Raw genomic sequence first — 15,069 nt, forward strand, 5'->3', positions numbered from 1 at the left:
AATATAAATAAATCCGGCAAATTAGCCAAGGCCTTTCAAATACTCTTCTACATTCAAGTATTCGATATCGCCCAAGTGGCAAGACTCACCACGGTAAATTACGTACCGCCCCTTGATTTTGCCATAGCGGAATTCTGTCTCATAGCATTTCTTTTTGTCTTGCAGATGACGGCACTGCGCAGGCACAGCCTTGTCACTATGCTTGATTTCGTAAATCTCGCAACAAGCATTTTCAGAATCAAACACAACCATGTCGAATTCGCCCACAGGGAACTGCAGCGTAAAAATCTGCCTATCCAGTCGCGCCATCTTGGTTTCGAGTAGCACGATTTCTTCCATCATGCGGCCCCTGATTTCATCCAGGATTCTCGCGATAATGCGGTTACGCTCTCCAATCGAAATTTTCTGGAACGCTTCATCCATCATAAGGCCACGGACAAGCGCTTCGGATTGCGCATAACGCAAGCCTGGCTGCGCAAGGACCGTTCTAAAAGCGTTCTGGTTGAGCGATGCCATATTCACCACGTCTATCGGGCAAATCATATCAAGCATCTGCAAGTATTCGCGAATTTCTACCCGGTGAGCGTCTTCAATATCCACCGAACATTCATTGCGGTCCATGATTTCGAGCAGGCGTTTCATTTCCTGCGCGACCGCCACCGCATTGACTTTATCCAAAGCATCTGTCGGGTGTATTCTGTCGCGGCGCAAATTTGATGCCGAAATTTTCAAGTCATTCGACGCAAAATCGCGGGTCAAAACATCAAGCGTAAAACGGTGATTGATATCTTCTACAATCCGGTTGATCGCATTCGTCAATTCACCACGTTCATACAGCTGCTGGAGCGAACGGAAATGACCACCATACTGGTAACACTTAAGAGAATGCTGAATGTTCCTTGCAATGGCAGAATCCACATAATCGTCGGCGCCCTTCTTGGTCGCAAAGGTAAACGCATCCTTGTTGTAATTGGTGCCGCCCATGCTCATGGTGCCGCCGTAACGTATGAACTCGTCTATACCCGTAACACCCAACACGCGCTCAAATTCACGATACGGGATAAACGTAGTGTGCAGCAAAATGCACCGGTCGTAAAGTTGCTCGTCTTCGGAAAACACGAACCCGAGCGAATCCGTTCCCGAAAGAACAACCTTCATGCCGCCCACGGCAAACACATCCGAAAATAGCGCCGCACCCTCGATAAAATCACCGAGTTGCGTCACTTCGTCAACAAACACGTACTTGAAGCCCTGCGATTCCAACAACTTCAAATCGTGATTGACATCGGCAAGAGTATGCCTCGCATTCACCTGAACAAAAGCCGTCTTGGCGCGATGCGCCGCATCCATTTCACCAATCAGCTGACGCACAAGCGTCGTTTTGCCGGTACGACGCAACCCATACAGCACGAGAACTCGATCGTTATTCGCGCCATAGACATAATCGTGCAAAGCCGCAAAGCACTCACGCTTCTTGAAGCCCTTCACAGGGGCAGCAAAATTTTCAAGCAAAACACCGGTCTTTACATCGGTCTTGAACACCGACAGCGGTTGCGCCGAATAAACCGCCCGCCCATCGGACAATTCCATGGAACGCTCAAGCACCGCCTGGCTCTTGGCCAACTCGATTTGCGCCACGAGCGATTCTAGCTCATCATCCTTGACGCGACGGCTCCGCTGCTTGCCATCTTCACACCACTGGTAATAGGCGTACCGCTTGCCGTTAATCTTCTTGTATGTAATGCCACCGATGCTCATATCCGCCTCTTTAACTTAATTTAACTTATTAAGTTAAAAATGTCAAGAGGGGAGGGTGGGCAAAAGGTTACTTACGCATGCGCAACTTTTCTCCTAACAGAAGAATTTGCCGCAGGCCTCTTTACCTTAACAGCCTTATTGGAAGCTTTTTCCTTAGCACCATTCTCTGCTATCCTACCGAAGCTTTCCAAAATCGTTTTATCGCTAGGCAGCTTAATCACCTTTCTTGACTTAGCAACATCCCTTACAATGGGCAATAGCGTTTGCTTAGCAAAGTCTTCGCGATCGTCAGATGCATACATGTCCCTCAAGAAGTCGGGCATGTCTCGATTTTTGAATCGATCGATTGCCTTCTCAGCATCTTTTTCTCCTAGCAGGTAATCTGTACATATACTTGCGAATTCTTCTTGAACAATGTCCAGCATCTCTTCTGCATCATCTGTAATGAATTCGTCAAGAACGGCTCCAGATACTTTTGAAGCGGCCGCCCCTCCAAATAAAGCTCCAGCAATACCGCCAACAATTCCACCTGCAACCGTCCCAACAAAAGGAATCACAGAACCAGCAGCAGCACCGGCCGCCGCTCCCGCCATCCATCCACCAGTTCCCCCGGCAACGCTACTTGCCGTCTTGGCAACATTTTTGAATAGTTGCGCGCCCGACATTTTCCCGCTAAACACGCGTGCAAAATCCACGGACGAAAGAACAGCCGTAGTAATCACACCCGTGACAAAGTTTCCGCGAAGCAATTTGCTCAGGTGATTCGCCGCAGCTGCTCCATACAACGTTCGGCCACCTCCACTAGCAAGAAGTGATGCCGCTTTGGGCCCAATGAACTTTACCGCAGAATCGGTTACACCGCGCAACCCCTGTTCTATCCCGGTACGGCCTAACTGAGCACTCAACACACTGCTAATCCATGTTATTCCGCCAATCTTCAGGCCTACCAAGCAAGCATCTTCTGCAGCCTCGTCAACACTGCTGCCGTTCCATATCGACGTGGCAAAAGTCAATATGGAAGACACACCGAAAGACGTGAACGCAACAGAAATACCATTGACAGCATCGTAGGTCAAACTTTCGACCGTACCGAACTTCGCAATATTTTTCACCTGTTCGTAGGTAAAGGCACCCTTCTTTACGATATTCTTTGCCTCTTTTGGGTCGCTCACTCCAGGAACCTGCCCCCGCCTAATCCTATTTTCCATAGCTTGCACTGCGGAATCGTACTTGTCCGAAGGGACCTCTATTTTCATCGGGGATCCGTTTTTGGCCATGTAACGGAAATTGCCAGCCTCGTCAAAGCATTCCTCTATGCACTTTGATCCGGTTCTGCAGTATTTCGACTGTATCTCGATACCGTCTACAAGTCTGTCTGCCCCATTCTTCACATTGTCAGAACCAACAAGTTTAGCATCTTTGCCCATAAACTTGTCATGCAAATGGTTCGCCTTTTCGGCAGCAAATCCATGCCCTCTTTCTGCAGAAAAAACGACATTCTCTGCATAGTTCTCGGCAGCCTTATTTATCCCCGCACCAAGTCCGGCCTTTTTCGCTGCGCTTTTTCCATTTTTAGAAACAGGCTTCTTTACCATAATAAATGCCCTCCTTCCAGGCAAATCATGATACCGATTCAAATTCTATTCAAGAAATATATATCCGAAAACCTTTTACATTATGAACTTTTTTAAACATTTCCGCCATTTCAGCAGAAAAATGCATATATTTAAGCGTATGACTAGAGAAGAAGCTCTTGAAAAAGCAAAAAGAATCAAAGAAAACTCTGCGGCGCTAGCCGCCGAGACAGATTCTATTTTGCAAAAAACAGAGGAGAATCACAAGAAGCTTCAAGAGAATCTAAAAGAAGAACTGCGCGTTACAAACGTACTATCCAGCGCAGATGCAATTCTTAATCGACTAGAAAATGACTTTGAAGAAGGTTCCTCGCTGGGCTTAAAAGACATTCCGTTCCTTGTAGTGGCAACATCTTTGCAACTTCTACGAATTTACTTATTGCCCCAAATACAGGAGTCGTTCAAAGACAGCGACAGACTCGATCATAACGATCCCAAAATTAAACAAATGGAACGAGAAAAGATCGAGGCTTACAAAAAAGAGCATTCTGATTGGAAATCAGTCAAGAGCAAAAAGAATTATCGTTCCTGGCAAGAAATTGCATTCACCCGAAAGGTTCCCTACGACGCCACCCGACATTCTGGGGATGGATTTAACGGGATTAACATGCACGGGAGTTTGCACCGAGTAAAAACATTAGGGCACGATCCTATTCTCGGTTGGATTTTCGGGACAGCAAATATACTGACAGATTCCATTACGGTTACACCCGAATATGAATTAGGTGAAAAAAAACTTCCCATTCCCTGGGTTCAAACATATAGTGTCGACATGGGTTCCAACTTCTGTTGGAAAGAACGAATCAGCACGCCAGGAATGTTCGCTGATTCCTTTGAAAGCACCCAAGAAGACTGGCACCGACTCGCAGCAGCCCTTTTTGCTCAAGGCTTACATCTAGCTTCTGACGAATACACCAAGGCCGGATTGCCAATCCCCTTTCTAAGCACAATTGCCCCCGAAGAGGCCTACAAAATTTATTCTAAAGGCATTGACTATCTGCATTTAACAGATAAACTTCAAATTGTAGGAAAAACCATTAAATCAGCATCACAAGCAATCGCCATAAATCAAATCATCGGATTCTTGCATACATTACTCTACAACCCCAATACAGACGGGGACCAACAACTTTATAGCATCAGGACACGAAAGATCATCTTACTTTCCAACACCATCGCAACAGCATCTGATGTAATCCAAACGGCAATGAGAGCATACAATGGCGATGAATCCGCTTTGAAGAACTTTGACTTTGGCGGCTTCATTGTAACAATTTACAGGCTCATCACCGATATCGCATTCATCCAAGAAATCCGAGACAAGTTTGTATTCGGCGAATGGGAACGAATCGTAATGAGCAAAGACAACATTTATAACATATAGGGATTAATTATGGGTTTTGCACGTTTTCTAAAAAAGATAGCCAACGACTCCAATCCTAGCATGTATGCAATACGAATCATTCGTAAAGCAAGTACAAATCATGAGAATGTATTCAAGACTATTTTCAAGGACCTTAAGGAAACGGTCTGCGAAGACGCTCCCATCACAAGCCACATCTACAAAGCGGGCGAACACGATGGTCAAAAAAAAGGCCGAGCAGAACAGGCTGAAACTGATTCTAAAAAGTTTGACGAAATGAACGCCAAGCATCAAGAGGACGCCAACCGTTGGAGAGAAAGTGACCAAGCAAAAGACGATTTCATAAGGCGACAACAGCAGCATATTAACGAACAAGATGAAGTCATTGACTCACTAAGTGACAAGCAGTAAAAACGCAATATCAAGTCTTAGTAATACTATGAAACTGGAAAACATTGAAATAGAGAATCCACCTATTCTCGTAACGATTGCCGGCGACCGTTATTTCCGTATGGAAAAGAAGCTGGTTATCAAAGTATTCACGGACACCCAGATATACGAATACACGATACTTCCTGGCTTTGTAACGGACTTTAGATCGGGTGGTCCCATCGTTGATATTTTTATTCAACAATTCGGAACCAACCTAATGCAAGCGGCCTATATTTGCCACGATATTGCTTATACACCCATGTACACAGAAAATGGTGAGCGCAGCCACCAAATCCCAAAGCCCTTTGCCGATGCACTTCTTGAGCAAATGCTCATTTTTGCCAACGTTAAAAAATGGAAGGCCAAACTCATTTTCATCGCGCTAAAACTTTTCGGCAAAAAATCCTACATGATAGACAACGATTACTCCGTTGACAATTCGCGAAAGTATTCATTAAAGGTCTTAGAAAAAACGAGATAAAATCATGAAACGTTGGTTCTTTAATTTAATTGCCAAAAGCAATGGCCGCCAGCTAATAGTTTTATTGGCAGCTTCTACTATTGCCTTTATATTAGGCCTGACCATTTGCAAAGATGACAATTTTACCTGGATAGAAATGACCAACCTGTTTTTGGATCCCAGTTCCTTCGCCGAATCCAAAACAAACGCCGGTATTCGCCTGGTTTTTGCAATATTTGGCTTTTTTGTTTTTTCATCGCTTTTGGTTAGCGTTTTCACAAACATATTTGACAACATTACAGACGCGGCACGTTCCGGAAGAACCCGCTACCGTGTAAAAAATCATATTCTAATTCTCGGTGCAGGGCACCAGCTTTCAGGCATTCTCAGCGCAGTAAAAGAAGATGGAAAAAAACGCATTGTAGTTGTTTCAAGTCAAGACTTAGACCTTTGCGACGACTTTATTTACTATAAGGGAGACTTTGACGACAAGGATGTTCTAAGGTCCGTTCGAGCAGACCAATGCAAAGCCATCTATATTATAGGTGAAGATGGTCCCAATCACGACCCAAGAAACCTTCACTGTCTTGAATCGTTGAACGACATACTTAAAAATTCTTCTAGAAAAATTCATTGCTACTTAACATTAAGCGACCTTGTAACATCTGAAATATTCTATAGTCTAAAAACGAAACCAAACTACAACCATTTGCTTGTTGATATATTCAATGAGCAGGAATTTATGGTAGAACAGCTTTTGGTTGAAAAAGACTTTTTGCCGCTAATTAAAATAAATGATGACTACCGCTCACATGTCGTAATATTCGGTTCCGGCAATGCGGCCAAAGCTGTCGCATATACCGTAGCCCAAGTAAGCCACTATGCAAATTTCAAACGTACTGGATTAAAGACTTGCATAACCTTCATCAATGAAAACTGCAAAAAGTGGATGGATTCTCTAAAAGCTGCCAGGCCCGGACTTTTTGATTTGTCTAGGTACACGTACATAGATTCACAGGGCACAAAAAATATCCACCAGCCCAATGCTAGCAAGGGCGATTTTCTCGATATCGAATGGCAGTTCGTAGACACTTATGACGATTCCGAATTAGCTAAACAATTGCTGACAAACATCATTGAAAATAAAAACGAGAAACTTTCCATTTGCGTTTGCCACGAAAACACAAGTGAAGCCATCGCAACGACAATGCACTTGCCACAAATCGTTTACGGGAAAGCAAACATAGCCCTATATTGGAATGAAAGCAGTGATGAAATCATTCGGCAATTAAATCAATCCAACAAATGCGGAAAAATATACCTTCTCGGAAAATGCGGAAACATAAAGTATGTTGACACGGAACGCGTAAAACGCGGACAAAGAGCAAACTACATTTACGAATCCCACTTAGATCCAAAAATCCAGCAAGCGGACGCAGAATCGGAATGGTATAAATTGAGCGAAGCTCACAAAAATTCCTCTATGTATTGCGCAAACGCAATGATATTACGGCGCAAGAGTTTTGAGTCTGCAAGTCTAGAAGATCATTGCGACGCAGAACACCGCCGTTGGATGATATCTATATTGCTTATGGGAATTAACGAGCACAAAGATATAATGCCTTATGACGATTTGCCACAAGACGAGAAAAATAAGGATGTTATATTTATAAACAATACTGATTATATTGTTGATGGTAAAAAGGAAGGATGATTTATGGATGAGAAAAAAGTATTTATTAGTTATAGCCGTGATGATAAGGAAATAGTATTTCCTTTAGTTGAAAGACTAAAAAAAGATGTTGGCGATGTATTTTGGATAGATTTAGACGGCGTTGAATGCGGCGCACAATACGAAAAAATCATCATCAATGCCATAAACAAAGCAGAAATTGTTTTACTCATGTATTCCGATAATATTATTAATTCAAAATGGGTTGAAAAAGAAGCAACCTATTCTGAAGACAGCGAAAAAAAGTTAGTTCCTGTTATTATTAACGGCGATAAAATGAAGGGATGGCCCAAATTTCGCTATGCAAGCATAGACTCAATCAACATAAAAGATTCTAACCAATACAAAAAACTAGTACGAGATCTTATCAAGTGGCTTGGTTTAAATAAAGAGCAAAAAAATGAAAGCATAAATACAAACACAAGAATAAGTTTTTCAATGGCCGACAAACAAAATGAGAAACCAACCTTCCTCATTTTAGAAAGTCCGCATGCTGAAGACTATAAATCGGATTCTTTCGATTACTCAACATCTTATGGATCCAATAATTCACAGAAACTCACTTCAAATAAACCTCGTTCGATAGGCCGTTTTATACCTCACGATTCCAATGATTCGCAAAAATCCACCTCAATTACATCTCGTTCTATCGGTCGCTCAGCACCTTACGATTCCAACAATTCACAGAAATCCACTTCAAATAAACCTCGTTCGATGGGCCGCTTTATACCTCACGATTCCAATGATTCACAAAAATCCACTTCAAAAACAATCTATACAACAAGCAATAACGAGAATAAGCAATCTAACCAATTCAACTCTTCTTCTGATACCATCAAAAAAAGTTTTTTCGGTTCCTTAAACACATCCGAAAAGGATGACAACAAGGTTGCAGATAAAAAAGATGACACTATTAACGCGTTATCTCAATTCATTGAGAATTATTCAAAAAAAGACACCTCTAACGACCTTTATTCAGAAAAATTTTTAGAACTTCTTCAAACTTTAGCAGAAAAAAAAGACAACAACAAAGATGCAGCGAAAAATGACGACGCCATTAACGCATTATCGCAAGCCATTGAGAGTTATTCAAAAAACGGTTCCTCAAACGACTTTTATTCAGAATATCTTTCCGAACTTCTTAACGAAAAAATCCCATTAGACAATAAAAATTGGGATAATTTTCGTTTATTTATAAACTCAAATAAAGACAACAAATTTGATATAAAATATCCTAGCGACAAAAACAATTTCTCAAAAAAGAATTATAAACCAAAGGCTGACTTATGGAGGCAAATATCTACGTCTCCGTCCACAACCCCAAGGATTACTAGATATCATATTTCCACAGACTCGTCTACGAAAAAAGACGAGGAAAAGTTAGAGTCAACGCTCACATTTGACTATCACGACAAAAAAATTGAAATGAAACGACTAGGTAATACATCTTATTACTTTGGTTCTCTCTCTGGAAAAAACGATAATTTTATCGACAAGCTATCAGAAAGCATTCATTCCGACAATCTAGGGAAAACGCTCGGTGCAATTCTTGGAGGGGGCGCCATTGCAGCCGCATTAACTTTCGCAAGCCCCATTTCAACATTAGCAACGTTTGGTATTTGGGGAGCAAGAAAATTACTTCATAATAATTCCGAAATTGACGAATGCATAAGTTATCTAAGAAGCAGGTACTCCTTAAAATTCAAGCGTCTACCTAAAAAATATGCAACAGGGCATAATCTAGACGAAGACATAATAATGCTTGATTGGAACGACAGATAATTATAGTTTCTCCTTTATTCTATTTTTCCGCAATTTTGTCCAATTTTTCCACATACCCCTTCGTATAGATTTCGGGCATAACCGCGACAGAGTTTGCAAAAGTCGCGAACAAAACACCCAAATAGGAGTAAAATCATGGAAAAAGCAATTCTCGGCAACGATATTTTCGAAAAATTCAACGAAGGCGAGCTCAGACTCCCGGGCAAAACGGTCGCTTTCAAAGGTATCGCCTGGTCCAAGCACCCGACTTTCGAGGGCGTAGAACTCAAGCATATCATCACCGCGAAAGAAACCGGCGGCACGTTCAGCTATCATTTGGTGAGAATCGCGCCGAACAAGAGCATCAAAACACACATTCACGAAACTCAGCTCGAAACCCACGAAGTCATCGCAGGAAGCGGTATCTGCATCAATGACGGCTCCAAGCTCGAGTACACTCCGGGCATCATCTCGATTATGCCGGCGAAGGTCCCGCACCAGGTAGACGCAGGCGACCAGGGTCTTTATCTGTTCGCAAAGTTCATGCCGGCCCTGTGCTAGCTAAGGCTTCACTGCTTTCTTGTATTCTTTCGGAGAAAGGCCGACCACTTTTTTAAAGCAGCGGTCCATGTGGCTTTGGTCGTAAAATCCGGCGTCGAATGTCACCTCGGCCGCGGGCCTTTCTTCGAGCAGTTTTTGCGCCTTGCGGACTTTGCACTGCATCTGGAACTGATGCGGCGTGAGTCCGAAGGCCTTTTTGAATTCGCGTATCATGTGAAACGGGCTAATACACGCGTCATGCGCCATTTGCTCTATCAAGTAAATGTTCTCGGGATTTTCGAGAATGCTTTTTTGCAATTCATCCAATCGCGCGACGGTGCTTTCATAATCTCGCGCGTAGTCCTCAGCAACAATCTCGTCGGGCTCCAATGCAGTACACAGCACCACCATCGAATAGCATTCATCGCCTACGGTCTTGATTTCATGCAACGTATTCGGCGGAATCTGGAACTGTTCTCCGGCGCCATAAATTTTCGCCTCGCCGTTCAGCACCATGCAAACGCGGCCCTCTTCAATATAGCCCACGGTCATGTGCCCGGTATGCGTGTGCGGCGGGTACGACTTGCGCCAATCCTTGTAACGCACGCATTCAATCCGGTCATTCTTTTTGCTGTACGAAATCTCGCTCATTTTACCGCCTCATCAGGCGCCATAAAATTTAGCTATTTTACCATACACAAAAATCCCCCGGCATAACCGGGGGATTACTTCATTTAATCAGTTTTCACCGTTGTGCATTTCGGTTTGCTCGCGATCCATTGTGTACGTTAGGTACTCTTTGAAATCACGGTCAATGGTTACGCCATCGAAATCCGCCACATCGTCATCTAAGACGAATATACCGGTAGGATTGTCGATCCATGCCTGCACATTGAATTCAGACATGGTAAAGCTGTTATCGCCCGGGCCCTTCGCTACGTATTCGAGCTTGGACTTAGCGACCCAACCTTGCCCACAACGCCCTTTCACCAAAACTTCGGTGTCAGCTTCCCGAACAATGGTCAGTTCGTCATTAAAGCTAGCCGTGCAAACCACCTTGCCGCCACCCTTTTCAGATGTGACATCGATGTCGCCCAGTTTAGACTTGACAAGCTTCGCCCCGAAAGATTCGGTAACCAAAAAGGCGAGGGTAATAAACATGATTAACTTTACGTACTTCATGATAGGCCTCCTTAAAACAGGCGAACATCCGCCCACTCCGCAAATTACAAACTAAAATTTACATAGACCAGTCCGTTCATATTCCAAATTGGAATACCCAATCTTTGGCCCGCAAAACATTTTATTATTTTGTCAATATTACGGAGATGCTTATGCTAGAACCTCTTCACAACATCATCACGACTCTCAGCGTTTTTCTCTACCAGCCCTTTATCGTGCCGTTCCTTTTGGTGGCCGCGGGCTTGTACCTGTCCATTCGCATGGGGTTCCCGCAAATCCGCCTTTTTATCGAAACGCTCCGAGTGCTTAACGAAAAGCCGGTGCAAGGTAGCGGAATTTCTTCTTTCGGCGCGCTGATGGTTTCTACGGCATCTCGCGTGGGTACAGGAAACATTGTGGGCGTGTCGTCGGCAATTTGCATGGGCGGCCCCGGTGCCGTTTTCTGGATGTGGCTGATTGCAGTCATCGGCAGTGCATCGGCATTTGTGGAATCGACCCTCGCTCAAATCTACAAGCGCGAAGACTTGGTGACAGGGCACTCTTACGGCGGCCCCTCTTACTACATACAAACTGCTTTGGGGCAGCGTTGGCTCGGCATCATTTTCTCGGTGTTCATCTTGCTCACTTATCTGGTCGGCTACAACCTTCTGGCATCTTACAACGTGCAGACCAGTTTTTCGGGCTACGGATTTTATAGCGAAACCAAGACGCCCATTATCGTGGGTGCCATGCTTGCCATTCTGTTTGCACTTTGCGTATTCGGCGGCGCCAAAAAACTCACGAAGATTACAAGCTACCTTGTGCCCATCATGAGCATCACCTACATCGTCGTGGCCATAGGCGTTATTGTTTTCAATTTCACCAACATTCCTTCGATGTTTATGACCATCTTGAAAGACGCCTTCTCGTTTGAAGCAGGTGCCGGTGGCTTCGCAGGAAGCTGCATTATGTACGGTATCAAGCGCGGCCTTTATTCTAACGAAGCGGGCATGGGTTCCGCACCGAATGCCTCTGCCAGCGCAAGCGTTTCACACCCGGTCAAGCAGGGTCTGGTGCAGTCGCTCTCCGTATTTATTGATACGATCGTGATTTGCTCTGCAACCGCCCTGATGTGCCTTTCGACAAGCGTGACTCCCTCCAGCGAAATTTCGGGTATCCCCTACGTGCAGGCATCGCTTCACTCCGTCTTTGGTGAACTGGGCCCGATGTTCATTACGGTAGCAATTCTCTTGTTCGGTTTCACCACACTGATCGGCAACTACTATTATACCGAGGGTTGCCTGCGGTTCATCATAAACCGCCGTCCGGGCAAAATCATCATGACCGTGTTCAGGATTATCGCCTCGATTATCGTATTTGCAGGCGCCCTTGCAAGCGCCGGCTTTGCATGGGATTCGGCAGATCTTTGCCAAGCTTTGATGGTTGTCGTCAACATCCCCTGTATCTTGATTCTTTCACCGATTGCCTTCAAGGCCCTCAAGAACTATACCGAGCAGCGCAAGCAAGGCAAGGAACCCGTTTACTACGCCAAGGAATGCGGCGTGAATCAAGACACCGATTTCTGGAACCGCTTAGAATAAAAATCTCACACGCTTTTCTTCACGCTCCAACTACCCATGGTCTTACCGTCATGGGCAATGTCGCATTTATGAAACGTCTCGAAACCGCACTTGGTGTAGAACGAAATATTCTTCTCTGAATTCGTGAACAATGTAAGCTGCTTGCCGCCACGTTCGCGGACATAGTCTCCTGCAAAATCAAGCAGCCTGGTGCCAATGCCCTTTCCCTGAAACGGCGGATCCACGGTGAGCGAGCCAATGTACCAAATATCCGGACCGCTTTTCTGGTAATCATGGCAAGGCTTGCCGGCCGATTCATCCATAGCGAGCCAAGTTTGCATGCGCTTGAAATTCACATCAAGATAAACCTGCAGCCAGCCGTGAATCAAAAACTGGAAAACCGATGGCCTCTTGAAATGCGGAGGCTCAAGTTCCGCAAGACCCACGATTTTACCGTCTACCCGAGCTGTCAGAAAACGCGCTTGGCTAAAAAACGTCAGCCAACCCCTGTACATCACAGCCCAAAGCATCTTCAGGCGTTCCGTTGTATCAGGGAAGTAATTTGCAAAATACGCGTAGTCCTCATAGGCGCGAACCGACATTTCCACGGCCTCTTTCAGGTCTTCGCGTTTTAATACTCCGAATTCAATATTCAAAATACGCTCCTTTTTTACCCAACTTCCATCAATGTAATATACATAATACAATACAATAAAGTAATAGTTTTTTCCTATATTATTTCGTATGAAACCAAATCATTTTTTAACTTTCGCCTGCGCTGTCATCTTTATGGCAGGCACTGTGACTCATACAAATGCAAAAGTCATACAAACTTACAACGAAGACATTAAAATCGTCAAAGTAAACGACAGCAATTTTGAGAATGAAATTCTGCATTCCAAAAAGCCGGTCATCCTGGAAATTTCTTCGACCAGCTGCCCGCCATGCCTTATCATGATTCCGACGCTCATCAGCATCGCGAAAAACTACAGCGACATTAAAATTGCCTCGGTCGGTATCGACGAACCGGGCATAGAAAAAATCAGGGCGTCGCTCCCGATCCAGGCATTCCCCACATTCTTCCTCATCAAAGACGGCAAGATTGTGAATAAATTAGTCGGCGCTGTCAAAGAAGAAGAATTGCTCGCGGCCTTGCAGTACACGCCCAAAAGGAACGCTGCCAAGCCCGCCAAAAAAGCAAAGAATTCTCCGAAGAATCTTGTATGCAAAACGAACGGCCAGTTCAACGGCCTCAAGAATCTGGTGACCATCTCGTTCGTATTCGGCGCCACCGAAATCGAAAATGTCGACATCGTGACCGACGTATTCGTGCCGCCTGAACTTAGCGACAAGCGCGAACAGATGATTGAACATGTGCGCGCAAGCGGCAAGGGCGAAGTCACGCCCACCATGACCGGGTTCCGCATGCATATCGACAACAACTGCCGATTCATGAAAGCTATGGACATGAAACGCACCTCGACCTACGGCGAGATGCGTGCAGGCCTTGAACTGCAAGGCTTCAGCTGTCAGTAAACACCAACAAAGAGATTCCCGATCGAGTCGGGAATGACAGTGGAACATTACTGTTTCACGTAGCGCACATACGCAAAGCGCTTGCTATCGGGGGCCCAGGAATTCACGTTAATCGTGCCTTGGCCGCCGAACAACTTTAGAATCGTACGCGGCTTACTCCAGCCGGTTTTATCGCTACCCGTCATCAAGCGAATTTCCACATTCTTGTTAGGAACATGTTCGCCGGGGCGCACGTCGCGCTCATGGTAAGCGAGCATCACGACCTTCGTGCGGTCGGGCGAAATATGCGGGAACCAAGTATTCCAATGCGCATCGAAAGTCATCAGCGTCTGCTCGGAACCATCGGCCTTCATGCGCCACGCCTGCATACGGCCAGTGCGCACTGAATTGAACCAAATGTATTCGCCATCGCAGTCGTATTCCGGGCCATCGTTCAAGCCGAATGCTGTCGTAAGTTGCATTTCGTTACCGCCCGCAGTCGGAATCGTATAAATATCGTATTCGCCATTGCGTTCGGCACAGTAGGCGAGCATCTTGCCATCCGGCGTAATGCCGTGCAAGTAACTCGGAGCAAGCGGCGTCACCAGTTCCGGCATGCGGCCGTCATAGAAAATCTTGTAAATGCGCGAAAGCCCGTCTTCTTTAGTATGGTGACTCACGTAAAGTCCCGTGCCATCGGGCGCAAGCACATGGTCGTTATTGCAGTTGTCCACAAAGTAACTCGGCACCTCAGCCACGTCGCCCGAGGCGATTTCATATTTGTAAATGCGACCTTCGCTATTGAAGGTGAGGAACTTTCCGTCGGCACTCCAGTTGGGCGCTTCAATCACGCGGTCAAATTCATCGAGCACTTCGGACTTGCCCGTTTCAATATCGAAAACTTCAAGAATCGACTTGTCGCCGCTACGATCCCAAACCTGAGCGGGGGAGAGCTCGAACGGGTAAGACACACCCCATGCTGCACGAAGTCCATCCATCTGCGTCATCATCTGCATGGTCTTAGTGTGCGGCATTTCGGCACATTCCTTCTGGCCTTTTTCAAGGGCAGCCTTGCAGGCCAGCACTTCGTACTCGTAGCAGTTTTCAATGCGTGGGGGAGCGATCGATTCCAA

14 protein-coding genes are annotated in these 15,069 nt (G+C 45.2%); 8 read left to right on the top strand and 6 right to left on the bottom strand.

Features of this window, described 5'->3' with window-relative positions; genetic code table 11:
• Positions 1 to 21 precede the first annotated feature (21 nt).
• Together QOL41_RS13885 and QOL41_RS13890 are read right to left on the bottom strand one after the other, a co-directional pair.
• A complete protein-coding gene (locus tag QOL41_RS13885; protein WP_283430245.1) occupies positions 22 to 1,758 on the bottom strand; it encodes an AAA family ATPase in 1,737 nt (578 codons plus the stop codon).
• A gap of 71 nt (positions 1,759 to 1,829) precedes the next feature.
• Positions 1,830 to 3,353, bottom strand: coding sequence for a YeeR family protein (locus tag QOL41_RS13890; RefSeq protein ID WP_283430246.1), 1,524 nt, complete (start codon positions 3,351 to 3,353; stop codon positions 1,830 to 1,832).
• 139 nt (positions 3,354 to 3,492) lie between these two features.
• Between QOL41_RS13890 and QOL41_RS13895 the strand changes: the two genes are divergently transcribed.
• The 6 genes from QOL41_RS13895 to QOL41_RS13920 all read left to right on the top strand — a co-directional run bounded on the left by QOL41_RS13895 (position 3,493) and on the right by QOL41_RS13920 (position 9,701).
• The gene (locus QOL41_RS13895) at positions 3,493 to 4,776 is read left to right on the top strand and encodes a hypothetical protein (RefSeq protein ID WP_283430247.1); all 1,284 of its coding nucleotides are present in this window, start codon (positions 3,493 to 3,495) and stop codon (positions 4,774 to 4,776) included.
• A 9-nt stretch (positions 4,777 to 4,785) separates the two neighbouring features.
• Positions 4,786 to 5,166 (top strand): hypothetical protein, encoded by a 381-nt coding sequence (locus QOL41_RS13900; protein ID WP_283430248.1) that lies wholly within the window; start codon positions 4,786 to 4,788, stop codon positions 5,164 to 5,166.
• A 28-nt stretch (positions 5,167 to 5,194) separates the two neighbouring features.
• Entirely contained in the window at positions 5,195 to 5,668 is a 474-nt protein-coding gene (locus QOL41_RS13905) for a DUF1353 domain-containing protein (RefSeq protein WP_073057972.1), read from the top strand.
• 4 nt (positions 5,669 to 5,672) lie between these two features.
• A complete protein-coding gene (locus QOL41_RS13910; protein WP_283430249.1) occupies positions 5,673 to 7,361 on the top strand; it encodes a potassium channel family protein in 1,689 nt (562 codons plus the stop codon).
• Positions 7,362 to 7,364: 3 nt separating this feature from the next.
• Complete coding sequence (locus QOL41_RS13915; protein WP_283430250.1) at positions 7,365 to 9,161, top strand: TIR domain-containing protein; 1,797 nt, start codon at positions 7,365 to 7,367, stop codon at positions 9,159 to 9,161.
• A 135-nt stretch (positions 9,162 to 9,296) separates the two neighbouring features.
• Positions 9,297 to 9,701: a cupin domain-containing protein gene (locus tag QOL41_RS13920; protein ID WP_283430251.1), complete on the top strand. Its 405-nt coding sequence runs from the start codon at positions 9,297 to 9,299 to the stop codon at positions 9,699 to 9,701.
• Here the strand turns inward: QOL41_RS13920 and QOL41_RS13925 are convergent, their stop codons facing one another.
• Together QOL41_RS13925 and QOL41_RS13930 are read right to left on the bottom strand one after the other, a co-directional pair.
• On the bottom strand, positions 9,702 to 10,331 hold the full coding sequence (locus QOL41_RS13925) for a helix-turn-helix domain-containing protein (protein ID WP_283430252.1): 630 nt from the start codon (positions 10,329 to 10,331) through the stop codon (positions 9,702 to 9,704).
• A gap of 87 nt (positions 10,332 to 10,418) precedes the next feature.
• The gene (locus QOL41_RS13930) at positions 10,419 to 10,862 is read right to left on the bottom strand and encodes a hypothetical protein (protein ID WP_173654491.1); all 444 of its coding nucleotides are present in this window, start codon (positions 10,860 to 10,862) and stop codon (positions 10,419 to 10,421) included.
• A gap of 152 nt (positions 10,863 to 11,014) precedes the next feature.
• On the opposite strand from QOL41_RS13930, the gene QOL41_RS13935 reads away from it, so the two are divergent.
• Positions 11,015 to 12,442: an alanine/glycine:cation symporter family protein gene (locus tag QOL41_RS13935; RefSeq protein ID WP_283430253.1), complete on the top strand. Its 1,428-nt coding sequence runs from the start codon at positions 11,015 to 11,017 to the stop codon at positions 12,440 to 12,442.
• A gap of 5 nt (positions 12,443 to 12,447) precedes the next feature.
• On the opposite strand, the gene QOL41_RS13940 is transcribed toward QOL41_RS13935, so the two are convergent.
• Positions 12,448 to 13,077 (bottom strand): GNAT family N-acetyltransferase, encoded by a 630-nt coding sequence (locus QOL41_RS13940; RefSeq protein WP_283430254.1) that lies wholly within the window; start codon positions 13,075 to 13,077, stop codon positions 12,448 to 12,450.
• An 88-nt stretch (positions 13,078 to 13,165) separates the two neighbouring features.
• On the opposite strand from QOL41_RS13940, the gene QOL41_RS13945 reads away from it, so the two are divergent.
• Positions 13,166 to 13,957, top strand: a complete 792-nt coding sequence (locus tag QOL41_RS13945; RefSeq protein WP_283430255.1) for a thioredoxin family protein — start codon at positions 13,166 to 13,168, stop codon at positions 13,955 to 13,957.
• Positions 13,958 to 14,004: 47 nt separating this feature from the next.
• Here the strand turns inward: QOL41_RS13945 and QOL41_RS14220 are convergent, their stop codons facing one another.
• A complete protein-coding gene (locus QOL41_RS14220; RefSeq protein ID WP_349362413.1) occupies positions 14,005 to 14,934 on the bottom strand; it encodes a TolB family protein in 930 nt (309 codons plus the stop codon).
• Positions 14,935 to 15,069: the final 135 nt, after the last annotated feature.

The sequence above is a fragment of the Fibrobacter sp. UWB10 genome (assembly GCF_900182935.1).
Taxonomy (GTDB): domain Bacteria; phylum Fibrobacterota; class Fibrobacteria; order Fibrobacterales; family Fibrobacteraceae; genus Fibrobacter; species Fibrobacter succinogenes_O.